This is a genomic window from Pseudomonas sp. BF-RE-22, assembly GCF_019956155.1.
Classification (GTDB): Bacteria; Pseudomonadota; Gammaproteobacteria; order Pseudomonadales; family Pseudomonadaceae; genus Aquipseudomonas; species Aquipseudomonas migulae.
On the sequence record NZ_JAHBDD010000011.1, the window covers coordinates 440323 to 466566 of the forward strand.

A 26244-nucleotide genomic window follows, 5' to 3' on the forward strand; every position below is an offset into this window, starting at 1 on the left:
GTATTTGGTTAGCCGAAGAACCAGTAGCAGACGCCAATGGCGCCGAGCACCCCGGCCAGCTCCGCCAGCAACGCACACCCCACTGCATGCCGTGCCCGCTGAATCCCCACCGCGCCGAAGTACACGGCCAGCACATAGAACGTCGTCTCGGTACTGCCCTGAATCGTCGCCGCTACCAAGGCAGGGAAGCTGTCTACCCCGGACGTCTTCATGGTTTCGATCAGCATCGCCCGGGCGGCGCTGCCGGAGAACGGTTTGACCATCGCCGTCGGCAGCGCGTCGACGAAACGCGTGTCCCAACCGGCCCATTCCACCAGGTGCCGAATACCGTCGAGGCCGAAATCCAGCGCCCCGGACGCCCGTAATACACCGACGGCACAGAGCATCGCCACCAGATACGGCAGCAGATTCTTCGCCACGTCGAAGCCTTCTTTCGCACCTTCGACGAAGGCCTCGTAGACCTTCACTTTGCGCAGCGCGCCGATCACCAGGAACAGCATGATTATCCCGAAGAGCGTCAGATTGCCGAGGATCGACGACAAACTGGCTAGCGCGGTGGCCGAGAGCGTTGCCAGCAACGCCATGAAACTACCAAGGATCAGGGCACCGGGAATCATATAGGCCAGCACCACCGGGTCCCACACGCGCAGGCGTTGCATGAACGCGACAGCCAGGAAACCGACGATGGTCGAGCAACTGGTGGCCAGCAGGATCGGCAGGAACACCAGCGTCGGATCCGGCGCGCCTTGCTGCGCGCGGTACATGAAGATCGTTACCGGCAACAGGGTCAGGGAGGAGGCGTTGAGCACCAGGAACAGGATCTGCGCGTTGCTGGCAATGGTGTCGCTGGGGTTGAGCTCTTGCAGCGCCTTCATGGCTTTAAGGCCGATTGGCGTGGCGGCGTTGTCCAGGCCCAGGCCGTTGGCGGCGAAGTTCAGGGTGATCAGGCCGATGGCGGGGTGACCGGCCGGCACTTCTGGCATCAGGCGCAGGAATAACGGGCCCAGCGCTCTGGCCAGCCACTCGACGATCCCGGCCTTTTCGGCGATCCGCAGAAAACCCAGCCAGAGGGTGAGGGTGCCGAACAGCAGGACCATGACCTCGACCGACAACTTGGCCATGGCGAAAATGCTTTCCACCATCGCCGCGAAGATCCCGGCATTACCGCCGATCAGCCACTGCGCCAGCGCCGACACGGCCGCCACAATGAAGAAGCCAAGCCAAAGGCCATTGAGCATCAGTAAATCCCCCGAAGAATGCGGCGAATGATAGCGGGGTAGCCAGAAACGACAAACCCCGGATTTCTCCGGGGTTCGTTTGTGCAGTTGCGTCGTACACATAATGTACGTGCAACTGCGTCCTGTAGGAGCATGGCTTGCCAGCGAAGAACGATAACGCGGTTTAACTGAAATACCGCGGCGTCCCATTCGCGGGCAAGCCTCGCTCCTACAGGGATCTGCGTCAGTTGTTGGACACTTCGCCGACCGGCAGCTTTTCCTTGCTGCGCCAGTGCGGCAGGGAGTTCCAGTAGCGCTGGCCCTTGGCGTCGTCGTACATGCCTTCCCAACGGGCGATGACCAACACGGCCAGGGCGTTGCCGATCACGTTCAGCGCGGTACGCGCCATGTCCATGATGCGGTCGACACCGGCGATGAACGCCAGGCCTTCCAGCGGGATACCCACGCTGCCCAAGGTTGCCAGCAGCACCACGAAGGACACGCCCGGAACGCCGGCGATGCCTTTGGAGGTGACCATCAGGGTCAGTACCAGCAGCAATTGCTGGCTGATCGACAGGTCGATGCCGTAGAGCTGGGCAATGAAGATTGCCGCGATGCTTTGATACAAGGTCGAACCGTCAAGGTTGAACGAGTAACCGGTCGGCACCACGAAGCTGCAGATGGCCTTCGGCGCGCCGTAGGCTTCCATCTTCTCGATCACGCGCGGCAGCACGGTTTCGGAGGAGGCGGTGGAGTAGGCCAGCACCAGCTCATCCTTGAAGATGCGCATCAGCTTGATCACCGAGAAACCGAACAGGCGAGCGATCAGGCCCAGCACCACGAAGGCGAAGAAGGCGATGGCGACGTAAACCAGGATTACCAGTTTGGCCAGCGGCAGCAGGGACGCGAAGCCGAAGTTGGCTACGGTCACCGCGATCAGTGCGAATACGCCGATCGGGGCGTAGTTCATGATCATGTGGGTGACCTTGAACATGCTTTCCGACACGCCCTGGAACATCGTTACCAGCGGGTCGCGCAACTCGGGCTTCAGGCTCGACAAACCGAGACCGAACAGCACCGAGAAGAAGATGATCGGCAGCATTTCGCCGCGGGCCATGGCCGCGAAGATGTTGGATGGGATCAGGTTGAGGATGGTTTCGATGAACGCGTGTTCATGCTGTACCTCGGCGGCGGTCGCCTGGTACTTGGAAATATCCACGGTACCCAGGGTGCTCATGTCGATGCCGGCACCCGGGTGGAACAGGTTGGCGAGCAGCAGGCCAACGACGATGGCGATGGTGGTGACGACTTCGAAGTAGATGATCGTCTTGAGGCCGATGCTGCCGAGTTTCTTCGCGTCACCGACGCCCGCAATACCGACGATCAACGACGAGATTACGATCGGGATCACGATCATCTTGATCAGACGGATAAAGATATCGCCTGCTGGTTGCAGAACGTTGCTGATCCACCAAGCCTTTTCGGCACTGAAATGGTTGAGCAGCGCACCGATTGCAATCCCCAATACCAGACCGATTAGGATCTGCCAGGCGAGGCTAAGCTTTGCCTTCTTCATATCTTTACCCTTACTTGCGTTTGACTCAGGCAGATGCGGGAACTGGAACGCTTTTGGCGAAAAAGTCTTGTGCATCTGCCCCCGTATAAGGTGCCCCGGAGCGAGTATTTATGGCTCTCTGGCAGGCGAAAAAAGGCGCAACTATTCCGATGCAAGGATGCGACGTCTAATGCCGTAAACGCCTACCCTATGCCGAATCGGCATGAGGTTTTTTCACTGAAAGCGACGTCGCAAACGGTTCGAATATGACATTTCGGCAGGCATATGTGCCGTGAACCGGCCATCTCCGGGCAGGCTGGGTGTTTTTTGATCAGTGGTGCGGGAGGGGGATTTCAGAAAAATCCGACAATCAGAGGTGAGAAATCGCTGCAAAATAAGGCGGTTTTTTCTCGATGTACGGTCACGAAAGAAACACCGGGAAAAGTATTTTTCGGTGAATAGTCGTGCGAATGAGAGGTTGGAACAGCGAAACCGGATGGATCGCTCTATTTCAAAGCGTTGCGCGCAAGCTCTTCGCAAGCCCGTCGAGCCACGGAGGGACGACGAACTTGCGTCGCAGCTTTTTCCTGACCCGGCCCTTTCGCAGGTACTCCCTGTACCCGTAGGTCACTCCGCCCCTGAAACAGGCAGAACGTCCCGACCCCTTGGTCATGCGTCTACCTTCCTCAGGTAGCGCATTGGAGAGAAGCAATGCTGCTTCTTTCGTGTGACAAATTCGGTACCAGCCCGGATCTTTCTTCATTTGTTTTCTTCGCCGTGCCTGGCCGCCATCGCGATGGCACTGCCGCCCGGGAGCAGGGCGGCTGCCAACGTTTTGGGTGAAGCGTTCATCTTCAACCTCGACCGCGACGGCCAAAGAAGAACGAAGCAATGAACATCACCAGGAACACGACAAAGAGAATCTTGGCGATACCCGTGGCGGTGCCCGCGATACCACCGAAGCCCAGTACTGCAGCGATGATGGCAATGATCAAGAATGTGATTGCCCAGCTCAACATGGTGATTCTCCTTACGCTTCTATTTAGAGAGGCTACTTGTGGTGCGTTTCCCGGCGCCGCGAGCGCGCCAAGTTCGTGTGTCTAGAACACCCAACGCTCCTGACGTGTCAGCTCGTCCGCAGGCTGAGCCTGGTCGACATCCATCATTCGCGTCGGGGCGCTGTCAGCGAAGCTGCTGCTGACGGCGCTGAAGTGGGTTTGGGTCGGATGCTGAATCGACACGCGTGGCGCTTCTTGCTGCTGGCTCTGCTCCCAACGCTGAAACTGCTGGCCGCCGATCAAGGTGATCAAAAGCGCCAGAACAGCAAACAGGCCTTGCTGGATATGCAGTGGCGAGATACGCAATTGGGCGGCACGTTGGCGATTCATCCTGAAGCTCCTCCCACTCTGTAGTGATCTTGTTATGGGCCTCGTTTCTGAATGCCCTGGTTAATCAGGTTGTTGCAGCCTGCATGCCAGCTTTTAACGACGATAAATATCAATAAAATCAGCTAGTTATGATTTTCATGAAAATCATGCCGGACGCATCCTGCACGATGGCTCTTCCACAGTCGTGCGTAATGCACGATGGATTTGTAGGAACTTTCATTTTTTTTGAATTGCGGGGAGGGCGCGGATGTCACAAGGAAAGATGGGGAATCAACTGAAAGCCGGCTATCTGATAAAAAAACAACAAAATCAGGTGATTAGCCGTAGGGTGAGGGGCGAGCTACCCTGCTGTAGCCGGAATCGACCAGAATCAACCATGCAACTTGCCCGATTATTCCGGGACTAAACCAAGATCATTCTTTAAGGAGCGTAGGAAAATGGAATCAGCCACTGAGCATCAAGGCCGCATTCTGCTGGTGGACGACGAATCCGCCATCCTGCGAACGTTCCGATACTGCCTCGAAGATGAAGGCTACAGCGTCGCCACCGCCACCAGCGCGGCGCAGGCCGATGCGCTGCTGCAACGCCAGGTGTTCGACCTGTGCTTCCTCGATTTGCGCCTCGGCGAGGACAATGGCCTCGACGTGTTGGCGCAGATGCGCATTCAGGCGCCGTGGATGCGCGTGGTGATCGTCACCGCACATTCGGCTGTGGACACCGCGGTGGATGCCATCCAGGCCGGCGCAGCTGATTATCTGGTCAAGCCGTGCAGCCCCGATCAATTGCGCCTTGCCACCGCCAAGCAACTGGAAGTGCGGCAACTGTCGGCCCGTCTGGAGGCGCTGGAAGGTGAAGTGCGCAAACCCAAGGACGGTCTGGATTCCCACAGCCCGGCGATGAAAGTGGTGCTTGAAACCGCCCGCCAAGTGGCCAGCACGGATGCCAACATCCTGATCCTCGGCGAGTCCGGTACCGGTAAGGGGGAGCTGTCCCAGGCCATTCACGGCTGGAGCAAGCGCGCGAAAAAATCCTGCGTCACCATCAACTGCCCATCGCTGACCGCCGAACTGATGGAAAGCGAGCTGTTCGGTCACAGCCGTGGCGCGTTCACCGGCGCCAGTGAGAGCACGCTCGGACGAGTGAACCAGGCTGACGGCGGAACGCTGTTTCTCGACGAGATCGGCGATTTTCCCCTGACATTGCAGCCAAAGTTGCTGCGATTCATCCAGGACAAGGAATATGAGCGCGTCGGCGATCCGGTCACCCGCCGCGCCGATGTGCGCATCCTCGCGGCCACCAACCTCAATCTTGAAGACATGGTCCGCGACGGACGTTTCCGTGAAGATTTGCTCTATCGCCTGAACGTCATCACCTTGCACCTGCCACCGCTGCGCGAACGGCGGGAAGATATTCTGAACCTGGCTGAGCGTTTTCTGGCCCGGTTCGTCAAGGAATACGCACGTCCGGCGCGGGTTTTCAGTGAAGAAGCCCGTGAAGCGCTGCTCAGCTATCGCTGGCCCGGGAACATCCGCGAGCTGCGCAACGTGGTCGAGCGGGCGAGCATTATTTGTCCACAGGAGCGGGTTGAAATCAGCCACTTGGGCATGGCCGAAACCCCGGTCAACAATGCGCCACGTATCGGCGCTGCGCTGAGCCTGGATGAACTGGAGAAGGCCCACATCGGCGCGGTCCTCGCCACCGCCGACACCCTGGATCAGGCCGCCAAGACGCTCGGCATCGACGCTTCGACGCTCTACCGCAAACGCAAGCAGTACAACTTGTGAGCCCTGCGCGATGAAACTGGCGATGAAGTTGCGTACTCGGCTTTTTCTGAGTATTTCCGCCTTGATCACCGTGGCGCTGCTGGGGCTTTTGCTCGGTCTGGTCAGCGTGATGCAGATGGCGGGAACCCAGGAAGCGCTGATTCGCAACAATTTCGTCACCCTGGATCTGGGCCTGAAGATGCGCCAGACCCTGGGCGATCAACTGATCCTCATGCTGGGCGAAAAATCGGATCCCGCGGCGTTTGAAACGTCCAGGCTGCATTATCTTCAGTTGGTGGATGAAGGCATCGCCCATGAGCAGAATCGAGAGAGCGGCCAACACGGTTTCAGGCAGGCCAAGGACGATTACCTGCGGTTTCTTCAGGCGCTGGACCAGGCACACGATCCGTCCCATGTACTGAGTGGCAACGAAGACCTCGCCGAAAAACTCAACGTGTTGCGCAACGGGCTGATTACCGAGCAAAAGCGAGCGCTGGATACCATCAATGAAACGCAACGTCAGGCGCGGGAACGAGCGCTGCTGATTGCCGGCCTGCTCGGTCTGGTCGGGCTGGCGGTGCTGATCATCGGTTTCATCACTGCTCATGCGATCGCACGTCGTTTCGGTGAACCGATCGAGGCGTTGGCCCAGGCCGCCGACAACATCGGCCAAGGCAATTTCGAGGTAACCCTGCCGATTTCCTCGGCAGTGGAAATGAATCTGCTGACCAAGCGTTTCGGGATCATGGCCGAGGCTCTGCGTCAGCACCAGGCCACTAATATCGACGAATTGCTCGCCGGCCAGCAGCGTTTGCAGGCGGTGCTCGACAGCATTGATGACGGGCTGCTGATGATCGACCGCGACGGCCATCTCGAACACCTCAACCCGGTGGCGCAGCGCCAGTTGGGTTGGGACACCGATCGTCTTGGTCAGGGGCTGGGTGCCGCGCTCGAACGCCCCGAGCTGGATCAACAGCTGCAACTGGTGCTGCGTGGTGGCACGTTGGAGCGGGCGCCGGAGGACCTGAGTATCGAGGTCGATGGCGAGTCGCGGTTGCTCACGTACAGCCTGACGCCGGTCAGTCATACCCAGGCCCAGATTCTGGGCGCGGTAATGGTGTTGCATGACGTCACCGAGCAGCGTGCTTTCGAGCGAGTGCGCAGCGAGTTCGTGTTGCGTGCGTCTCATGAGCTGCGAACGCCGGTCACCGGGATGCACATGGCATTCGGCCTGTTTCGGGAGCGCACGCACTTTGCGCAGGACTCGCGAGAAGCGGACCTGCTGGACACCGTCAATGAAGAGATGCAGCGTTTGATGCAACTGATCAACGACTTGCTGAACTTCTCCCGCTACCAGAACGGACTGCAGAAACTCTCGCTGGCGCCGTGTTCCATCGAGGAGCTGCTTGAGCGGGCACGGTCGCGGTTCGCTGATACAGCGCAAGAGAAGGGCATCAACCTGCTGGTGGAGGTGCAAGGTCCGTTACCGTGGTTGCAGGCCGATCAACCGCAACTGGACCGTGTGCTCGACAACCTGATCGACAACGCCTTGCGCCATACCGGCCCAGACGGCCAGATACGCTTGCAGGCGCGGCGTCATGGGGAGCGGGTGATCATCAGCGTCGAGGACAATGGCGAGGGCATCGCCTACGGCCAGCAGGGGCGGATCTTCGAGCCTTTTGTGCAGGTCGGGCGCAAGAAGGGTGGCGCGGGGCTCGGCCTGGCGTTGTGCAAGGAAATCGTGCAGTTGCACGGTGGACGGATGGGGGTTTATTCGCGGCCGGGGCAGGGCACGCAGTTCTACATGGCGTTGGCGGTTTAACGCGCGTTTACGCTTCGTCGTCCAGGCGTCGGCCGGCCAGTCGCCGACCCCGGGTGATCAGCTCGATGAACTGTACGGCGCTCAATGCATGGGCGAACAACCAGCCCTGACCGAACTTCACCCCTTCACTGCTCAAAAATGCGGCTTGGGCTTCATGTTCGATGCCTTCGGCAATCACCTTCAGGTGCAGCGACTGGGCCATGTGAATGATATGCGGCGCCACGCCACTGCTGGCGGCGTCATGCCCCAGCGCATCGATGAACGCCTTGTCGATTTTCAGGCAGTCCACCGGCAGGGTTTGCAGATAGGCGAGGCTGCAATAGCCGGTGCCAAAGTCATCGATCAACACCTGATGCCCGACATCGCGCAAGGCCTGCAGGTTTTCCCGGGCCACCACCACGTCAATCAATCCCCGCTCGGTCACCTCAAAGGCAATCTGCTTGGCCGCGACCCGATGCAAGGTCAGCAGGCGCGCCATCACCTGACCGATTCGCGGCACCATGACATCGCACGCTGCGAGGTTGACCGAGATGTACAGTTGCGGATTGGCCCGCAACAACTGCCCCAACTGCTCCAGCAGGCGTTGCAGGACGAAGTCGGTCATCTGACGGATCTGGCCGGTGTTCTCCGCCATCGGAATGAACAGGTCGGGGCTGGTCAGGGTGCCATCCGGCCGGCGCCAGCGCAGCAAGGCTTCGGCTCCGACGCAGTTGCGGCTGTCGAGGTCGAAGATCGGTTGATACAACACCTGCAACTCGCCACGTCGTATCGCACCGGTCAATTCGGCGTCCAGCGATTGCCGCTGACGCACCAGCAGAAACACCATGAAACCCACCAGTATTCCCAATGCCAGGCTGGCCGGCACCAGCCACCACCAGGCGGTGGGCACATTCACGGCGGTGCGCGGGGTGATCAGCACCAATTGGTATTCGGGGCTTTTGGTCGGCATGAGGTAAATCAAGCGAGTCGGGGTGACTTGCAAGGCTTCGCTGCTTTTCGGTGGCCAAGGCACGGTCGGTGGCCAGGCTTGCGGGGAGCCCAGCACCGGAATCGCGCGGGTGCCGTTGTCGAGTATCACCAAAAGACTGCTGCCCGGCGACAGGTCGACCATGTCGGTCAAATGTCCGCGAGAGGTCGCGACCCGGAAGTTGCCCCGTCCGAGCATGAGCGCGGCGCGGTTTTCATCAGGTTCGGTGGTGGTGTTCAGCCAATAACTGTAAGTGGGGTCTTGAATGTCCGGTGCTCGTGTCAGCGACAGTCCTTCCTGGCTCGGTCGGTTGGAGCAGATCTTCGAGGCATCCATATACGCGGCCTCGTAAACGAAGCGGTAATTGAAGGTGACCTGCTGCAAAGTGGCGATCATGTCTTTGTCGCAGGTTCGCAGCGGTTGGGCCTCCAGATCATCGAGGCCTTCGCGCAGTTGCCCGAACAACTGCTCCAGGCGCGAAAGAAATCGCTCGCCTTGCGCGTTCATTTCCAGGCTTTCGTTTTGCTCGATCTGATGAATGGCCACGAACAGGCTGAGCGCCAATAGCAACACGCTGCTCAGGGCGGCCGCCAGCATCGCCAAAAACCACGGGCGATAGAACCAGCTACGAAGCGTCTCTCGAGCAGCAGGCATATGGGAATATCCGAAGAATTACCAATGAGTTATAGCTGCTGATTGAGAAAAAGCCCGCACCGTCGGGCGGGCGTCATTATTTTGTCTGATTCAACACTTGGAGAAGTGCAGCTGTCTGCGCATCCGGCATGCCGTCGAAGCGCGACGGCCGGAAATGCATTTGAAAGGCGCCGATCACGTGACGCGTTGCCACATCCAGCTCGCCGGTTTGCGGCGTGGCGTAACCGAGGCGGGCCAACTGCGCCTGAAACCAGCTGACGCTCGGCAATTTCGAGTCGAACTGCACTTGTTGCCGCGCCACGGCCTGCTCGTCTGGCCAAACACCAAGGCCTTCGGCGGCCAGGCGCTTCCAGGGAAAAAGCGGCCCCGGGTCCAGCTTGCGAAACGGCGCGATGTCGCTATGGCCGATAATGCTGTGGGGGCTGATGGCGTGACGTTTGCTGATGTCTTTTAGCAAGACGATCAAGGACTGGACCTGAGCTTCGCTGTAGGGATACCAGTAACGCTCTCCGGTCGGGAGTTCCTTGAATCCTGGGTTGACGATTTCAATGCCGATGGAGCTGGAGTTCAACCAGGTCCGACCCTGCCACTCACTCTCTCCGGCGTGCCATGCCCGTTGGTTTTCGTCCATCAACTTATAGATAGTGGCGTTTTTGTCGTCGCCGATCAGGTAATGGCTGCTGACTTCGCCGTGGGTCAGCAGTTGCAACGAGCGTTCCAGCGATGCCGAGGTGTAATGCACCACCACGAATTGAACGCGGCTGTCGTGATTGGCCGAAGGATGGCTGGTGTCGAACCGAGGTCCGCTGGCACAGCCGGCCAACAGGATCAGCGACACGAAGAGGGTGAGAAATTTCATGGTAGAGACAGTACGCGCAAGACAGTAATGCAACAGTGTAACGTACTGCCTTGCGCGAGAATGGTCGGCGCGAGCTTTTAAACAAAATGGAACAATTGGCTGTCAGCCCAGTTCCACTCGGTTACGCCCGGCATGTTTTGCGCGATACAGCGCCTGATCGGCTCTTTTAAGCACCAGATCGCTGTGTTCGCCGGGTTTGAACGCTGTCAGTCCCATGGAAATGGTGATGGTCACCGGCTCGCTTTTGAAATGGAACGGGCAGGCTTCTACCGCCGCACGCAAGCTTTCCAACAGTTTTGCGCCGACGGCCGGCACGGTACCGGGCATTAACAGGACAAATTCTTCTCCGCCAAAACGCGCGATGAAATCTGTCCCGCGCAGGCGCTTGCGCAGCACCGTGGCGATAATTTTCAGCACTTTGTCGCCCGCCAGATGACCATAGTTATCGTTGATGCGTTTGAAATGGTCGAGGTCGAGCATGGCCAGCAGAAGGGTGTTGCCATGCTGCTGCCACTGATGGATTTCGTGGTCGAGTCGCTCGCTCCAGGCCGCCCGGTTCGGCAGCCCGGTCAGTGGGTCGATCAAGGCTTTCTGGCGCTGCTCTTCGAGATGTTCGCGATAACCCTGGGCTTCCTGCTCCATGTGCGCCACCCGTTCGGCCAGGCCTTTCAGGCGGGCGGCCACTTCCTGTTCGCGTTCGTCGCGCTGCTTCTGGTGTTGGTCCATGGTGCCCAACAGGCCTTCGAGGTGGTTCTCCAGTACGTGCTTGAGGTCGTCCAGGTCGGCGGCTTCCTGCATGCTGCTCTGCAAGCCATCGACTTGTTCGCGGATCTGCGTGTCCATTTGCCGTGCCGCAGATTGGTTGTCGGCATGGCCATCGCTGGCAGCTTGCAAGTTGCTCTGGAACGACTCGAGGCGTTCGTTGAGTTGCTGCAAATAAACTTCGAACTCGTGCTGTCCGCTGTTGTTGATCGCCAGCATCAAAGTTGCGAGATCGTCGAGGATCGGTAGCAGTTCGTACCAGTTCAAGCCGTTTTGCAGGCGATCACGCATGGCTTCGGCTTGTGGGCGGTGACGCTCGGGGAGCGACAGGTCGTCGAGCAGGCCCAGTAGAGTGTCTTCGATGTGCTTGGCCACCGAGCTGTAGGACGGCTCGGGCGAGTCCGGAAGGGCGTAGAGAATATCGTGTTCAGGTTGTTCCGGATCGATGGCGGCCAGCGCCTGGGCCACGGCCGAGGGCAGGGGCAGGCTGTCGAGAAGCACCACCGGGGTGAGTTCGTCGGGATTGCCAGGCGGTTGAGCCTCGACAACCGGTGTCATCGCGGCGGGTGCGGGTTGTTCCGGTTGTTGAGCCTGCGGCTGGGCCGGTGTTTCCACCTCGGGCGCCGGCTGAGGCTCAACAACTGGCGGGACAAACGTCACGACGGCAGGCGGCGGGGCGTCTGTAGGCGTTTCGATCACTGGCGGCTCGGGTGCGGCCACGGGCGTGTCAGGCGCGGTTACTGGTGGCTCAGCGGCGACTAGCGCGGATTCGACGGCGACTCGCGGCGTCTCGGCAGGTAAAGCAGCAATGGCTTCTACAGGCGCTGGAGCGGACGCCTGGGCCTGCGGAGCCGCAGCTTCCGGAGTGGCTTCATCCGCTTCACGACTGCCGAACAGTCGTTGCAGCAAGCCCGGACGACCGGGTTCTGTCGGGGTCTCCAGCTGATTCAAGGCTTTGCCTTGCAGGCCGCTCAGTTCGCTGAGCAGCAACGGGATCTCGCGCGCCTGGCTGACGCGTCCGTCCAGGGTTTTGGCAAAGTTCTTGAGTGGCCGGCTCACTTCCCGGGGCAGCGGCAACGTTTGCAGTTGCGTTACCAGCGAGGTCAGCGCGGCACTGGTCTGATTGACTCGGGTTTCGCGACGCTGTTCGGAGTCGAGTACGGCTTTTTCCAGTCGCGGAAGCAGCGCCGCCAGGCCCGCATCCATGTCATTGGTGCGGATGACCTCGCGCATTTCCTTCATGCACTGGTCAACAGCGCGGTCAGTGCCCTCGGCCGCCAGCGTACTGCGCACCAACCCCCGACGCAGCAAGTCGAGCCGGGCGTCCCAGCGACGCTCGAGTTTTTCCTGTTGTTCGATGCTTTTGAGGTATTTCTCTTTCCAGCGCTGTGCTTCGTCGCTCATTCAGGGGTTCCGCGAGGGGCAGGACTCAACGCGGGGAATGCATCGGCCGTGAGCGAACCCGGCAGACGAATTTCTACCGCGACCGGCAGGTGATCGGAAATGGGTTGAGCCAGCACTTCGACCTTTTCCAGCGTCAGGGTCGGGCTCAGCAGAATGTGGTCCAGGCAGCGCTGCGGGCGCCAGCTGGGGAAGGTTGCTTCCAGTTGCGGTGCCAGCAGGCCGAGGTCGCGCAACGGGGAGTTTTGCAGCAGATCACTGGCATGAGTGTTCATGTCACCCATCAGCACCTGGTGTTTATAGCCGCCAATCAACTCGCGGATGTAAGCCAGTTGCATGCTGCGGGTGCGTGCGCCCAGCGCCAGATGCATCATGACCACCACCAGCGATTCCGGACCTTCGCCGAAGCGCACCAGGATCGCCCCGCGACCCTTGGGCCCCGGCAGCGGGTGATCTTCAATCGCCCACGGGCGCAGGCGGCTGAGCACGCCATTGCTGTGCTGGCCGAGACGACCGAGGTTGCGATTGAGTTGTTGATACCAGTAGGGGAAGGCGCCGAGTTGCGCCAGGTGTTCCACTTGATTGACGTAGCCGGATCGCAGGCTGCCGCCATCGGCTTCCTGCAGTGCAACCAGATCGAAGTCGCCCAGCAGATTGCCGATCTTTTGCAGATTGTCGGCACGCCCGGTGTGCGGCAACAGGTGTTGCCAGCCCCGGGTCAGGTAGTGCCGATACCGCTCGGTACTGATACCGACCTGGATATTGAAGCTGAGCAAGCGCAGACGACTGTCTGCGGGCAGGCCCGTCGATTCCAGGTGATGCTCGTTGACCTGCGGATCATGCAGGCCAACGACGCGTTCAGTACCCCAGCGGCGCATGGCAGGTCCCGCGCTTAGTTGGCTGCAGCCTTGTTAGCCGCTCGCTCTTTGTCGACCAGTTTGTCGGCCAGTTGCAGCGCTTGCTCGGCGCCGCCGGCAGAGCCCACGTCAAAGCGATACTTGCCGTTGACGATCATGGTTGGAACGCCGGAGATTTCATATTTCTTGGCCAGTTCTTTGGCTTTGTTGATTTGGCCTTTAATGGCGAAGGAATCGAAGGTCGCCAGGAACTTGTCCTTGTCTACGCCTTGAGTCGCCAGGAAGTCGGCCATGTCGTCTTTATCGGTCAGCTTTTTGTGTTCTTTCTGAATCGCGTTGAACACCGCAGCGTGAACCTTGCTCTCGACGCCCATGGCTTCCAGGGTCAGGAACATCTGGCCGTGTGCATCCCACGGGCCGCCGAACATTGCAGGAATACGCACGAAATTCACGTCGGACGGCAGCTTCTCGACCCAGGGATTGATCACTGGCTCGAACGCGTAGCAATGCGGGCAGCCGTACCAGAACAGCTCCACCACTTCGATCTTGCCAGGCACTGCAACCGGAACCGGATTGCTCAGTTCGACATAAGGGGCGGCGGGGGCTTCGGCGGCTTGGGCAGTCATGCCGAACAGGCTGGCAGCGACGAGTGCGGCGCTGATGATCAGATTACGCATGCTTTACTCCTGGACAATTTGGGTCGCCTCGCGCGACATGTTTTCAGACAGGTCATGGCGGGCTTGAGTTCTGTAGTGTAACGGCAGCAGGCACAAAAAAGGGTGGCCTGAGCCACCCTTTTTATACTTGCTGCGACGGATTAATAGAGCGTTAACGTTGCAGGAGATGTACTTCCCGCGCGGCGCCCGCTTCGCCGTCTTAGTGCAGGCCTTGAATGTAGCTGGACACCGCTGCGATGTCTTCGTCGCTCAGCTTTTTGGCAATGGTCTGCATGGTTTTGGTGTCGCCGTCGTTGTTGCGACCGCCTTCTTCCTTGCGGAAATCGGTCAGTTGCTTGGCGACGTATTGAGCGTGCTGGCCACCCAGGTGCGGGAAACCGGCGGCGGCATTGCCCGCGCCATTTGGCGAGTGGCAACCGGTGCAGGATGGAAGGCCCTTGGCCAGGTCGCCACCACGGAACAGTGCTTCACCGCGAGCCACGACTTTCGGGTCGGCGGCGCCAACGCTGCCTTTCTGACTGGCGAAGTAGGCGGAAATATCAGCCAGGTCCTGATCGCTCAGGTTGGTCAGCAGGCCGGTCATTTCCAGAACGGTGCGCTTGCCCGACTTGATGTCGTGCAATTGCTTGGTCAGGTAACGTTCACCTTGTCCCGCCAGTTTTGGAAAGTTTGGCGCCATGCTGTTGCCATCCGGGCCGTGGCAGGCGCCACATACGGCGGCTTTGGCCTGACCGGCTTTTGCATCACCCGGTTGTACTGCCTCACCTGCAGCATGGGCCATGCCGGAGATGCCCACGGTCAACAGCAGACTCACGATCAATTTGTTCATCAGCTAATCCAACTACGGCTAAGGGTTAAAGAGTTATGGACCGGGATCACTCGCTCATCCACTGGATGATGACTTGGTAATCCTCGGCACTGCAGTCCATGCACAAACCACGCGGCGGCATCGCCTTGAAACCCTGGGTCACGTGTTGCACCAGCGTCTCCATACCTTTCGCCAACCTCGGCGTCCAAGCTTCCTGATCGCCCTTTTTGGGCGCCATGGGTAGTTGGCCGGAATGACAGGCACCACAAACACGGTTGTACACAGCTTCCGGATCCTGTGTAGCCTGAGCGCTGTAAAGCGGTATCAAGACACCGGCAGCTAGCAGCCATTTCGTCATAAAACGACCTTTTCAGGGTTGAGAGCGTTCTGCGTTCTAATGCGCAATCAAGGTCAATCGCTCTCGTGAACTTCATCCTACGCTGGGACAAAGCGCACACAAAATCTGCGGCATTATATACTGGCGTCACTGAAACGGAAACGACACCGCTTGCCGCGTCCATTCCCGGCGCCGCCCACATCGGAAATCCCATGCAACTCAAGAACCCCATCCTCGGCCTGTGCCAACAGTCCACCTTCATGCTCAGCGCTGCCAAAGTCGACCAATGTCCCGACGACGAAGGCTTCGAAGTGGCCTTCGCCGGGCGTTCCAACGCCGGTAAATCCAGCGCTTTGAACACCCTGACGCATGCCAGCCTGGCGCGGACCTCGAAAACCCCGGGTCGCACGCAACTCTTGAACTTCTTCAAGCTAGACGATGATCGGCGTCTGGTCGACCTGCCGGGGTACGGTTACGCGAAAGTACCTATCCCGTTGAAGCTGCACTGGCAGCGTCACCTGGAAGCTTATCTGGGTGGTCGCGAGAGTTTGAAAGGCCTGATTCTGATGATGGACATCCGTCATCCAATGACCGACTTCGACCTGTTGATGCTTGATTGGGCCGTGGCCAGCGGCATGCCGATGCACATTCTGCTGACCAAAGCGGACAAATTGACCTACGGCGCAGCGAAGAACGTCCTGCTCAAGGTGCAGTCGGATATCCGCAAAGGCTGGGGCGATGCGATCACCATTCAGCTGTTCTCGGCGCCAAAACGCCTCGGTCTGGAAGAGGCCTACACAGTACTGGCAGGCTGGATGGAGCTGGCGGACAAGGGCGCTGAACCCGTCGAGCAATAAATCGCAGGCAAAAAAAACCCCGGACTTCTTATGGGGAGGGGGAAGTTCCGGGGTTCAAGTTCCGGACCGCTAGGGCGGGGTCCAGATTATCTGCCAACACTTAACACAACATAGGAGCATCGAAGGGCTTCACCAGCCATTCAGTAACTCTGAGTGGCGCTTCACAGGTTTAGTTCCGGTGTTTCCAAAACCATTTGAAATAAGTCGGATCGCTATCAGAAATAAGCCCCTTCATCGCGACACTATGCCGCAGCGAAATACCCTGTAGGAGCGAGCCTGCTCGCGATGGTCGTTAACGATAACGCGTTCATCCTGAATGAACGCGTTGCTTGTCAGCACATCGCGAGCAGGCTCGCTCCTACAGTGGATCAGTGAGCCTCATCCCAGTTATTTCCCACACCCACCTCGACCAGAAGCGGTACATTCAGCTTCGCAGCGTCGCTCATGTGCACGCGAATTTCCTCGCGAACCTGATCGACCAGGTCTTCACGCACCTCAAGCACCAATTCATCGTGCACCTGCAGGATGACTTTGGCGTCGAGGCCTGACGACGTCAGCCAGTTATCCACAGCCACCATGGCTTTCTTGATGATGTCTGCCGCAGTGCCTTGCATCGGTGCGTTGATCGCGGTGCGTTCGGCGCCTTTGCGCAGGGCAGGGTTTTTCGCGTTGATTTCCGGCAGGTACAGACGACGACCGAAGATGGTCTCGACAAAACCTTGCTCGGCCGCCTGGGCGCGGGTGCGCTCCATGTATTCCAGGACGCCTGGGTAGCGGGCGAAATAACGGTCGATGTACGCCTGGGACTGTTTGCGGTCCACGCCGATCTGCTTGGCCAGGCCAAACGCGCTCATGCCGTAGATCAAACCGAAGTTGATGGCTTTGGCGCTACGACGCTGATCGGTAGTGACCTCTGCCAACTCGACGCCGAACACTTCGGCGGCCGTGGCTTTGTGCACGTCCAGGTCATTGCGGAAGGCGTGCAGCAAACCTTCGTCCTTGGCCAGGTGAGCCATGATGCGCAGTTCGATTTGCGAGTAGTCGGCGGCCAGCAGCTTGTAGCCTTTGGGCGCCACGAACGCCTGACGGATCCGCCGACCTTCGGCGGTGCGGATCGGAATGTTCTGCAGGTTTGGATCGCTGGACGACAAGCGGCCAGTCGCCGCGACAGCCTGATGATAAGACGTGTGAATCCGCCCGGTGCGCGGGTTGATTTGCTCCGGCAGGCGGTCGGTGTAGGTGCTTTTCAGTTTGCTCATCGAGCGGTACTGCATCAGCACTTTGGGCAGCGGGTAATCCTGCTCGGCCAGTTCCGCCAGCACCGCTTCGGCAGTGGAGGCCTGACCCTTGGCGGTTTTGCTGAGGATCGGCAAGCCGAGTTTTTCGTACAGGATCACGCCCAATTGCTTCGGCGAACCGAGGTTGAATTCCTCACCGGCGATGGCAAATGCCTCACGCTCCAGCGCGACCATCTTCTCGCCCAGCTCCACGCTCTGGATGCCCAGCAGGTTGGCGTCGACCAGCGCGCCCTGACGCTCGATCCGTGCGAGCACCGGCACCAGCGGCATTTCGATGTCGCTCAGGACTTTGCTCAGGCTCGGAATCGCGTTGAGCTTTTCCTGCAGGGTTTGATGCAGGCGCAGCGTTACGTCGGCGTCTTCGGCGGCGTACGGTCCGGCCAGTTCCAGGGAGATCTGGTCAAAGGTCAGCTGCTTGGCGCCTTTGCCGGCGATGTCCTGGAAGCTGGTGGTGGTGTGATTCAGGTACTTGAGCGCCAGGCTGTCCATGTCGTGACGGGTCGCGGTCGAGTCCAGGACGTAGGATTCGAGCATGGTGTCGAAGGCGATGCCTTGCACGGTGATGCCGCAGCTCTGATCGCCACCGATGGCGCAGTTGGCCAGGATGTTCATGTCGAACTTGGCGTGCTGGCCGACCTTGAGTTTGTTCGGGTCTTCCAGAATCGGTTTCAGTGCGCGCAGTACGGTGTCGCGATCCAGCTGATCCGGTACGCCCATGTAGGAATGGGTCAGTGGAATGTAAGCCGCTTCGTTGGCCTTTACGGAAAACGACAGGCCGACCAGTTGCGCCTGCTGCGCATCGATGCCGGTGGTTTCGGTATCGAAGGCGATCAGTTTGGCGTCGTTGAGCTTCTTCAGCCACAGGTCGAAATCGGCCTGGGTGAGGATCGTGGTGTATTTGAGTTCGCTCTCGACGGCGGCTTCCTCAGCCACCGGCGCGGTGACTTCCTGACCGGAGCGCTTGGCGTCGCGCTGGTTTTCTTCAAACCAGCTTTTGAACTCGAGCAGGGTGTAGAGCTCGGCGAGCTTGTCGTGATCCGGCTTGCCCATTTGCAGGTCATCAAGGCCGATGTCCAGCGGCACGTCGATCTTGATCGTCGCCAGCTGATAGGAGAGGAAGGCCATCTCCTTGTGCTCTTCGAGTTTGGCCGGCAGGGTTTTCGCACCGCGAATCGGCAGGGTCGGGACGATGTCGAGCTGTGCATACAGTTCGGTCAGGCCGCCGTTTACGCCTACGAGCAGGCCGGAAGCCGTCTTCGGACCAATGCCTGGAACGCCCGGAATGTTGTCGGAAGAATCGCCCATCAGTGCCAGATAATCGATGATCTGCTCGGGAGCGACGCCGAATTTCTCCTTCACGCCCTCCACGTCCATGCTGCTACCGGTCATGGTGTTGACCAAGGTAATGTGGCCGTCGACCAGTTGCGCCATGTCCTTGTCGCCGGTGGAGATGATCACCGGGCGGTCGGCCGCTGCGCTGCTGCGGGCCAGGGTGCCGATCACGTCATCGGCCTCGACGCCTTCGACGCACAGCAGCGGGAAGCCCAGCGCGATCACGCTTTGGTGCAGCGGCTCGATCTGTACGCGCATGTCGTCGGGCATGCTCGGGCGATTGGCCTTGTATTCGGCGTACATGTCATCGCGAAACGTCCCACCCTTGGCGTCGAACACCACGGCGAACGGACTGTCCGGGTACTGCTTGCGCAGACTCTTGAGCATGTTCAGCACGCCTTTGACCGCTCCGGTCGGCAGACCCTTGGAAGTGGTCAGCGGCGGCAGGGCGTGAAAGGCGCGGTACAGGTAAGAAGAACCGTCCACCAGGACGAGGGGGGCTTGGCTCATGAGCAGGATCAACCTTTTCGGCGGGTCCGGCGCTAGAATAGCGGGACCGTTGACGACAAAGGGACAAGGTTATCATGCGCACACTAAATCGCCTGTTGCTGGCTGGCTTGTTTGCAATTGCACCATTGGTCGTGATGGCGGCGGATGACGCACCTTCGCCAGACCCGGATGTCACGATCCGCACGGAAGGGGATAAAACCATTCAGGAATATCGGCAAAATGGTTTTCTGTATGCCATCAAGGTCACGCCGAAAGGTGGCAAACCTTATTTCCTGGTACGTGCGGATGGCTCGGAAGGTAACTTCATTCGCTCGGACTACCCGGATATGCTGATCCCGGCGTGGGAAATATTTAAGTGGTAAGTCGTCCTTAATTTTAATCGGTGCCGCCATTTGCGGCGCCCGTACTGGCAGTTAAAACATGTCTGTGTTCACCCCGCTGGCTCGGCCTGAGCTGGAAACCTTTCTCGCCCCTTACGGGCTCGGCCGCCTGCTTGATTTTCAGGGGATTGCTGCCGGTAGCGAAAACACCAACTTCTTTATCAGCCTGGAGCAGGGCGAATTTGTCCTGACCCTGGTCGAGCGCGGTCCGGTTCAGGAGATGCCGTTCTTCATCGAGCTGCTGGACGTGCTGCATGAAGCCAACCTGCCGGTGCCTTATGCCTTGCGCACCACCGATGGCGTCGCCCTGCGCGAGCTGGCCGGCAAGCCTGCGCTGCTGCAACCGCGTCTGGCGGGCAAGCACATCAAGGAAGCCAACGCGCAACACTGCGCTCAGGTGGGCGATTTGCTCGGCCATCTGCACCTGGCGACCCAGGCCAACATGATCAAGCGCAAAACCGATCGCGGCCTGGACTGGATGCTGGAAGAGGGCACGCAACTGCTGTCGCACCTGAATGCCGAGCAGAGTGATCTGTTGCAACGGGCGCTGGATGAAATCACGCAGCAAAAAGAGAAAATTCTGGCGTTGCCACGGGCCAACATCCACGCGGACCTGTTCCGCGATAACGCGATGTTCGAAGGCACGCACCTGACCGGGTTGATCGACTTCTACAACGCGTGCTCGGGGCCGATGCTCTACGACGTAGCGATTGCCTTGAATGACTGGTGTTCGGATGACGACGGTCTGATTGACGGACCGCGGGCGCGGGCGTTGCTGGGGGCGTATGCAGCGTTGCGACCGTTCACTGCTGCCGAGGCGGAGTTGTGGCCGACCATGCTGCGCGTGGCGTGTGTGCGGTTCTGGCTGTCGCGATTGATTGCCGCGGAGTCTTTCGCCGGGCAGGACGTGTTGATTCACGATCCGATGGAGTTTCAGTTGCGGTTGGCGCAGCGGCAGAAGGTCAACACCCCGCTACCTTTCGCCCTCTAAAAGCTTCGCGGGCAAGTCGGATCGCCGCACCGCTCGCTCCTACAAGTTGGCGTCGTACACAAAATTGTAGGAGCGAGGCTTGCCCGCGAATGGGGCGCCGCAATTCTGGAATTACAACGACTCCAGACACCCCGCCAAATCATTCCCCAACTTCTCCAGCACCTGCTCATACCCCTGAGCAGTCGCCGGCGTGTACCCACCCAAAGCATCCAGCTCCGCCAGTTTCACCGGCAAACCCGCCACCAGTGTTTCCGCCAGTCGCGGCCGCAACGGCGGCTCGCTGAACACACAGGTCTTGCCCACTTCCTGCAACCGCGTGCGCATTGCCGACACGTGCTGGGCGCCCGGCTGGACTTCGGCGGCGACGCTGAATACCCCAGCGTGCTTCAGGCCGTAAGCCTCTTCGAAGTAGTCGAACGCTTCATGGAACACAAAGTACGGTTTGCCCGCGATGCCCGCCAGTCGTGCCTTCAAGCGCAGGTCCAGCGCGTCGAGACGTTCATCGAACGCCTTCAGATTGCTCTGATAGCGCGCTGCGTTGGCCGGATCGGCAGCGCTCAAATCAGCGGCCATTTTCGTCGCGATCACGCGAGCGTTGATCGGCGATAACCACAAATGCGCATCCAGGCTGCCCGGACGGTGATCGTGATCATGCTCGTCGGCTTCTTCAGCGTGGGAGTGACTGTCTTCGGCGAAACGACGCAATTTCAGCCCCGGCAGGTCCTGCACGGCAACGCTCGGCAGCGTACGACCGTTCAGCACGCGAGGCAGGAAACCTTCCATGTCCGGTCCGATCCAGTAAACCAGGTCCACCGATTGCACCTTCCGTACGTCGGACGGGCGCAACGCATAGTTATGCGGCGAAGCCCCCGGTGGCAGCAGCACTTCCGGAATCGCCACACCGTCCTGCACCGCAGCGGCAATCAGCTGCAGCGGCTTGATGCTGGTGAGGACTTTGACTTCGGCCTGAGCAGAACCGATCAACAGAAAACTGGCGACAAATGCGACAAAGATAGAAAAAAGTCGGGACACGATGACCACTCAAAGAGGCGAGAACGGGTAACATAATAACGTCTCTCACAAAACTCGTCGCCGCTCATGCCTAAAACACCGATTGCCAGCCGTCCCCACGACCACTCTCATTGCGTGCATAGCGCACTGTCTGAGGCCGATGCCCTGTGCGCTCGGCAAGGCTTGCGCCTGACTGCCTTGCGCCGGCGGGTGCTGGAACTGGTGTGGCAAAGCCATAAACCGCTGGGTGCCTACGACATTCTTGCGGTACTCAGCGAGCAGGACGGCCGCCGCGCTGCGCCGCCGACCGTGTACCGCGCGCTGGATTTCCTGCTGGAAAACGGCCTGGTGCACCGCATCTCCTCGCTGAACGCCTTCGTCGGCTGCAATCACCCGGAGCACGCGCACCAGGGTCAGTTTCTGATCTGCCGCGAATGCCATGCCGCCATCGAGCTTGAGCAAAAATCCATCAGCGACGCGATTATCACCAGCGCCAAGGATGTCGGGTTCGTTGTCGAAGGTCAGACGGTCGAAGTGGTCGGCCTCTGCTCGGGTTGCCAGGGGGCTTGATGAGCAACGCGTTGATCCGCCTCGAGCAGGTTGCCGTCACGTTTGCCGGGCAAAGCGTGCTGGATAACATTGAGCTGAGCGTCGAGCCGGGGCAGATCGTCACCCTGATCGGCCCCAATGGCGCCGGCAAGACCACCCTTGTGCGGGCGGTGCTCGGTCTGTTGAAGCCGGACAGCGGCAGCGTGTGGCGCAAGCCGAAACTGCGCGTTGGCTACATGCCGCAAAAACTTCATGTCGATCCGACGCTGCCGCTGTCGGTGCTGCGCTTTCTGCGTCTGGTGCCCGGCGTGGACCGTGCTCGCGCCTTGGCGGCCCTCAAGGAGGTCGGCGCCGAACAGGTGATCGACAGCCCGGTGCAAAGTGTTTCCGGCGGTGAAATGCAGCGCGTGCTGCTGGCTCGGGCGCTATTGCGCGAGCCGGAACTGCTGGTCCTTGATGAGCCGGTGCAAGGCGTCGATGTAGCGGGGCAGGCCGAACTCTATAGCCTGATCACCCGTCTGCGTGATCGTCACGGCTGCGGCGTGTTGATGGTTTCCCACGATTTGCATCTGGTCATGAGCACCACCGATCAAGTGGTCTGCCTCAACCGTCACGTTTGCTGTTCCGGCCATCCCGAGCAAGTCAGCGGCGATCCCGCTTTCGTCGAGCTGTTCGGAAAGAACGCACAAAGCCTGGCGATTTATCACCACCATCACGACCACGCCCATGATCTGCATGGTTCGGTCGTCAGCGCGGCCCCGTCGGCCCAACCTCACGTTCACGGAGATAGCTGCAAGCATGGCTGATTTTCTGCTCTACGCCCTGCTTGCAGGTCTGGCTCTGGCGCTGGTGGCGGGCCCGTTGGGTTCGTTCGTGGTCTGGCGGCGCATGGCCTATTTCGGCGACACCTTGTCCCACGCAGCCTTGCTCGGCGTGGCGTTGGGCTTCCTGCTGGATGTCAGTCCGACGGTGGCGGTCACCGTCGGCTGTTTGCTGTTGGCCGTGTTGCTGGTGACGTTGCAACAGCGTCAGCCGCTGGCGTCCGACACGCTTTTGGGAATTCTCGCACCGAGCACGCTCTCTTTGGGCCTTGTCGTACTAAGCTTCATGCACGAAGTGCGGATCGACCTGATGGCCTATCTGTTCGGCGACTTGCTGGCGATCAGCCCGACCGATCTGGCCTGGATTCTCGGTGGCAGCGCCGCTGTCATGGCCTTGCTGGTGACATTGTGGCGGCCATTGCTGGCGATCACGGTGCATGAAGAGCTGGCGAGGGTGGAAGGTCTGCCCGTGCCGGCGCTGCGCCTGACCTTGATGTTGCTGATCGCCGTGGTGATCGCGGTGGCGATGAAAATCGTCGGTGTGTTGCTGATTACGTCGCTGTTGATCATCCCTGCGGCTGCGGCACAACGTCACGCCAAGTCGCCGGAACAGATGGCGCTGGGCGCGAGCCTGCTGGGCATGCTCGCCGTGTGTGGCGGGTTGGCGTTGTCCTGGTTCAAGGACACCCCGGCGGGCCCATCGATTGTTGTGACGGCCGCCGCACTGTTTCTGCTGAGTTTTGTCCTGCCCCGTCGAGGGGTGTAGACTTGCTCGTTTTTTGCGCAAATAGAGAGTCGCAGGAATGAAGCCGTTCGCCTCCCGTTATCTGCTCCTTGTCGCATTTTCGCTGCTACTGGGTGCATGCCAAAGCACGCCACCGGCGGCCACCGAGGCCACTGATGCGCGGGCCACGGCCATCGCACAGCTCGAGCAAAGCCTCGCCAGCAGCGAACTGGCCACTGCCGAAGATCAATTGGCTGCCTTGCAGGCTGAGTCGCCAAACGACCCGTCCCTTGTGCAATACCAACGGCAACTCGCCGAAGCCTATCTGCAACGCAGCCAGATCGTGCTGCAAAAAGGCGATGTGAATGCTGCGGCAACCGCACTGAGCCGTGCGCGGGCGTTGATGCCCAAGGCGCCGGCGCTGACCGGTGGGGTCAACAACGCCATCGTCAACGCACGCAAGGCAGAGCTCGACAAAGCTGAAGCGGCGCTGTTGGCTGCCGAGGCTAAACCTCAGGCAAAAGTGATTGATCCGACCGCTGAAAGCACCACCGTCGCGTTGAACCTCACCGATATGAGCAAACTTCGCCGGCAACTGGATGCGATCGCTGCCGATGTGGTGAATTACCAATGTGACGTGAGCATTCAGGCGCCGCGCACGCAGGACTACCCGTGGCTGGCGACGTTATTGACCAAGCGGGTAAAGAAGCTGGATTCGGGGTTTGACCTGAATCTGGAGAAGCAGATCCTGCGCAATGTTCCGGCGCAGATGGTCTTGAGTCCGCGTAAACCCTAAAAAGCATCGCGAGCAGGCTCGCTCCCACAGAGTTGCTGTCCCTGTGGGAGCGAGACCGGCTTGCCGGCGAAGGCGTCCGCCACGCGTTCGTTATTGCCAAATGAAAGGTTGAATGCGGAATAAATGCTAATAACCTCTATACGGACAGGCTAAAATGCGCGCCCGGCTAACCGCTGATCCTTATTCAACGCGCCCCACAAGGTTCGCTACGTGATCGAGTTTCAAAACGTCCACAAAACCTACCGCGTCGCCGGTAAGGATATTCCCGCCCTGCACCCGACCAGTCTGTCGATTGAGAACGGTCAGGTTTTCGGCCTGATCGGTCATTCCGGTGCGGGAAAAAGTACCCTGCTGCGTCTGATCAATCGCCTGGAGAACTCCAGTGGCGGCAAGATCATCGTCGACGGCGAAGAAGTCACCGCGCTCGACGCCAGCGGCTTGCGGCGCTTCCGTCAGCAGGTCGGGATGATTTTCCAGCACTTCAACCTGCTGGCTTCCAAGACCGTGGCCGACAACGTCGCACTGCCGCTGACCCTCGCCGGTGAACTGTCACGTGGCGAGATCGACCAGCGTGTGGCCGAGTTGCTGGCGCGGGTAGGTTTGTCCGACCACGCCAAAAAGTACCCGGCGCAGTTGTCTGGCGGCCAGAAGCAGCGTGTCGGCATTGCCCGCGCACTGGCGACCAAGCCGAAAATCCTGCTGTGCGATGAAGCCACCAGTGCACTGGACCCGCAGACCACCGCGTCGGTCCTGCAACTGCTGGCCGAGATCAACCGCGAGCTGAAACTGACCATCGTCCTGATCACCCACGAGATGGATGTGATCCGTCGCGTGTGCGACCAGGTGGCTGTGATGGACGCTGGTGTGATCGTCGAGCAAGGTTCGGTCGCTGAAGTGTTCCTGCACCCGAAACACCCGACCACTAAACGCTTCGTGCAAGAAGACGAGCAGATCGACGAAAGCGAACAGCGCGACGACTTTGCTCACGTGCCGGGCCGTATCGTGCGTCTGACCTTCCAGGGCGAAGCGACCTACGCGCCATTGCTGGGAACCGTCGCTCGGGAAACGGGCGTGGACTACAGCATTCTGGCCGGTCGTATCGACCGCATCAAAGACATCCCCTATGGGCAACTGACCCTGGCGGTCACCGGCGGCGACATGGAGGCGGCGTTTGCCCGCTTCACCGCAGCTGACGTTCATATGGAGGTGCTTCGTTAATGGAAGCTCTGACAACGTTTTTCGCCAACATCGATTGGTTCGAAATATGGCTGGCCACCGGCGACACCCTGCTGATGCTCGGCGGTTCGCTGCTGTTCACCGTTTTGCTGGGCCTGCCGCTGGGCGTGCTGTTGTTTCTCTGCAGCCCGCGTCAGTTGCTGGAAGCCAAAGGCGTATACGCGATGTTGTCGCTGGTGGTGAACATCCTGCGTTCATTGCCCTTCATCATTTTGCTGATTGTGATGATCCCGTTCACCGTGTTGATCACCGGCACTTCGCTGGGTGTCGCCGGTGCGATTCCGCCGCTGGTGGTCGGTGCCACACCGTTCTTCGCGCGTCTGGTGGAAACCGCCTTGCGTGAAGTGGATCGCGGCATCATCGAAGCGACCCAGGCCATGGGCGCGACGACACGTCAGATCATCACCAATGCCTTGCTGCCGGAAGCCCGCCCGGGCATCTTCGCGGCGATTACGGTGACAGCTATTACACTGGTGTCCTACACGGCGATGGCCGGTGTGGTTGGCGCCGGTGGCCTGGGTGACCTGGCGATCCGTTTCGGATACCAGCGTTTCCAGACTGACGTGATGGTCGTCACGGTGGTGTTGCTGCTGGTGTTGGTTCAAGTGCTGCAAACGGTTGGCGACAAGTTGGTCGTACACTTCTCGCGCAAATAATTTATGAGCAGGCCCT

24 protein-coding genes are annotated in these 26244 nt (G+C 59.7%); 11 read left to right on the forward strand and 13 right to left on the reverse strand.

Annotated elements, in window-relative coordinates; translation table 11 throughout:
- Positions 1-8: 8 nt before the first annotated feature.
- From KGA82_RS08585 to KGA82_RS08600, 4 genes are all read right to left on the reverse strand, one after another.
- Positions 9-1238 carry a nucleoside recognition domain-containing protein gene (locus tag KGA82_RS08585; protein ID WP_008027633.1) on the reverse strand — a complete coding sequence of 410 codons (1230 nt, stop codon included), beginning with the start codon at positions 1236-1238 and terminating at the stop codon, positions 9-11.
- Positions 1239-1461: 223 nt separating this feature from the next.
- Positions 1462-2793, reverse strand: a complete 1332-nt coding sequence (gltP, locus tag KGA82_RS08590) for a glutamate/aspartate:proton symporter GltP (protein ID WP_008044718.1) — start codon at positions 2791-2793, stop codon at positions 1462-1464.
- Between the two features lie 833 nt (positions 2794-3626).
- Positions 3627-3791 carry a DUF1328 domain-containing protein gene (locus KGA82_RS08595; RefSeq protein ID WP_003177151.1) on the reverse strand — a complete coding sequence of 55 codons (165 nt, stop codon included), beginning with the start codon at positions 3789-3791 and terminating at the stop codon, positions 3627-3629.
- Positions 3792-3872: 81 nt separating this feature from the next.
- Positions 3873-4160, reverse strand: a complete 288-nt coding sequence (locus KGA82_RS08600) for a hypothetical protein (protein ID WP_008044713.1) — start codon at positions 4158-4160, stop codon at positions 3873-3875.
- Positions 4161-4597: 437 nt separating this feature from the next.
- Between KGA82_RS08600 and algB the strand changes: the two genes are divergently transcribed.
- Both algB and KGA82_RS08610 read left to right on the forward strand, forming a co-directional pair.
- On the forward strand, positions 4598-5944 hold the full coding sequence (gene algB / locus KGA82_RS08605; protein WP_008044712.1) for a sigma-54-dependent response regulator transcription factor AlgB: 1347 nt from the start codon (positions 4598-4600) through the stop codon (positions 5942-5944).
- Between the two features lie 10 nt (positions 5945-5954).
- The gene (locus KGA82_RS08610; protein ID WP_223450120.1) at positions 5955-7745 is read left to right on the forward strand and encodes an ATP-binding protein; all 1791 of its coding nucleotides are present in this window, start codon (positions 5955-5957) and stop codon (positions 7743-7745) included.
- 7 nt (positions 7746-7752) lie between these two features.
- On the opposite strand, the gene KGA82_RS08615 is transcribed toward KGA82_RS08610, so the two are convergent.
- The 7 genes from KGA82_RS08615 to KGA82_RS08645 form a co-directional block, all read right to left on the reverse strand.
- On the reverse strand, positions 7753-9366 hold the full coding sequence (locus tag KGA82_RS08615; RefSeq protein WP_008044710.1) for an EAL domain-containing protein: 1614 nt from the start codon (positions 9364-9366) through the stop codon (positions 7753-7755).
- Positions 9367-9442: 76 nt separating this feature from the next.
- Positions 9443-10225, reverse strand: a complete 783-nt coding sequence (locus KGA82_RS08620; protein WP_223450121.1) for an N-acetylmuramoyl-L-alanine amidase — start codon at positions 10223-10225, stop codon at positions 9443-9445.
- Positions 10226-10327: 102 nt separating this feature from the next.
- A complete protein-coding gene (locus KGA82_RS08625) occupies positions 10328-12391 on the reverse strand; it encodes a GGDEF domain-containing protein (RefSeq protein ID WP_223450122.1) in 2064 nt (687 codons plus the stop codon).
- Positions 12388-13266 (reverse strand): endonuclease/exonuclease/phosphatase family protein, encoded by an 879-nt coding sequence (locus KGA82_RS08630; RefSeq protein WP_008027651.1) that lies wholly within the window; start codon positions 13264-13266, stop codon positions 12388-12390. The genes KGA82_RS08625 and KGA82_RS08630 overlap by 4 nt, the downstream gene beginning before the upstream one ends.
- Positions 13267-13280: 14 nt before the next feature.
- Positions 13281-13922, reverse strand: a complete 642-nt coding sequence (locus KGA82_RS08635; RefSeq protein ID WP_223450123.1) for a thiol:disulfide interchange protein DsbA/DsbL — start codon at positions 13920-13922, stop codon at positions 13281-13283.
- Positions 13923-14121: 199 nt separating this feature from the next.
- The gene (locus KGA82_RS08640; protein WP_008044706.1) at positions 14122-14751 is read right to left on the reverse strand and encodes a c-type cytochrome; all 630 of its coding nucleotides are present in this window, start codon (positions 14749-14751) and stop codon (positions 14122-14124) included.
- Between the two features lie 46 nt (positions 14752-14797).
- On the reverse strand, positions 14798-15088 hold the full coding sequence (locus KGA82_RS08645; protein WP_008027657.1) for a c-type cytochrome: 291 nt from the start codon (positions 15086-15088) through the stop codon (positions 14798-14800).
- Between the two features lie 191 nt (positions 15089-15279).
- On the opposite strand from KGA82_RS08645, the gene yihA reads away from it, so the two are divergent.
- The gene (gene yihA / locus KGA82_RS08650) at positions 15280-15924 is read left to right on the forward strand and encodes a ribosome biogenesis GTP-binding protein YihA/YsxC (protein ID WP_008044703.1); all 645 of its coding nucleotides are present in this window, start codon (positions 15280-15282) and stop codon (positions 15922-15924) included.
- 368 nt (positions 15925-16292) lie between these two features.
- Here yihA and polA read toward each other — a convergent pair whose 3' ends face one another.
- Positions 16293-19064: a DNA polymerase I gene (gene polA, locus KGA82_RS08655; RefSeq protein WP_223450124.1), complete on the reverse strand. Its 2772-nt coding sequence runs from the start codon at positions 19062-19064 to the stop codon at positions 16293-16295.
- A gap of 74 nt (positions 19065-19138) precedes the next feature.
- Between polA and KGA82_RS08660 the strand changes: the two genes are divergently transcribed.
- Both KGA82_RS08660 and KGA82_RS08665 read left to right on the forward strand, forming a co-directional pair.
- Complete coding sequence (locus KGA82_RS08660) at positions 19139-19426, forward strand: DUF2782 domain-containing protein (protein WP_223450125.1); 288 nt, start codon at positions 19139-19141, stop codon at positions 19424-19426.
- Between the two features lie 58 nt (positions 19427-19484).
- Complete coding sequence (locus KGA82_RS08665) at positions 19485-20435, forward strand: homoserine kinase (protein ID WP_008044701.1); 951 nt, start codon at positions 19485-19487, stop codon at positions 20433-20435.
- A 111-nt stretch (positions 20436-20546) separates the two neighbouring features.
- Here the strand turns inward: KGA82_RS08665 and KGA82_RS08670 are convergent, their stop codons facing one another.
- Complete coding sequence (locus KGA82_RS08670) at positions 20547-21467, reverse strand: zinc ABC transporter substrate-binding protein ZnuA (protein WP_008027667.1); 921 nt, start codon at positions 21465-21467, stop codon at positions 20547-20549.
- A 66-nt stretch (positions 21468-21533) separates the two neighbouring features.
- Between KGA82_RS08670 and zur the strand changes: the two genes are divergently transcribed.
- The 6 genes from zur to KGA82_RS08700 all read left to right on the forward strand — a co-directional run bounded on the left by zur (position 21534) and on the right by KGA82_RS08700 (position 26228).
- On the forward strand, positions 21534-22016 hold the full coding sequence (gene zur / locus KGA82_RS08675; RefSeq protein WP_008027669.1) for a zinc uptake transcriptional repressor Zur: 483 nt from the start codon (positions 21534-21536) through the stop codon (positions 22014-22016).
- Positions 22016-22801, forward strand: coding sequence for a zinc ABC transporter ATP-binding protein ZnuC (znuC, locus tag KGA82_RS08680; protein WP_008027671.1), 786 nt, complete (start codon positions 22016-22018; stop codon positions 22799-22801). Before zur ends, znuC begins: the two co-directional genes overlap by 1 nt.
- Complete coding sequence (gene znuB / locus KGA82_RS08685; RefSeq protein WP_008027673.1) at positions 22794-23582, forward strand: zinc ABC transporter permease subunit ZnuB; 789 nt, start codon at positions 22794-22796, stop codon at positions 23580-23582. The genes znuC and znuB overlap by 8 nt, the downstream gene beginning before the upstream one ends.
- Before the next feature lie 37 nt (positions 23583-23619).
- The gene (locus KGA82_RS08690; RefSeq protein WP_008027675.1) at positions 23620-24336 is read left to right on the forward strand and encodes a PA5502 family lipoprotein; all 717 of its coding nucleotides are present in this window, start codon (positions 23620-23622) and stop codon (positions 24334-24336) included.
- A gap of 210 nt (positions 24337-24546) precedes the next feature.
- Positions 24547-25554, forward strand: a complete 1008-nt coding sequence (locus KGA82_RS08695) for a methionine ABC transporter ATP-binding protein (protein WP_008027677.1) — start codon at positions 24547-24549, stop codon at positions 25552-25554.
- Positions 25554-26228, forward strand: coding sequence for a methionine ABC transporter permease (locus KGA82_RS08700; protein WP_008027679.1), 675 nt, complete (start codon positions 25554-25556; stop codon positions 26226-26228). The genes KGA82_RS08695 and KGA82_RS08700 overlap by 1 nt, the downstream gene beginning before the upstream one ends.
- Positions 26229-26244: the final 16 nt, after the last annotated feature.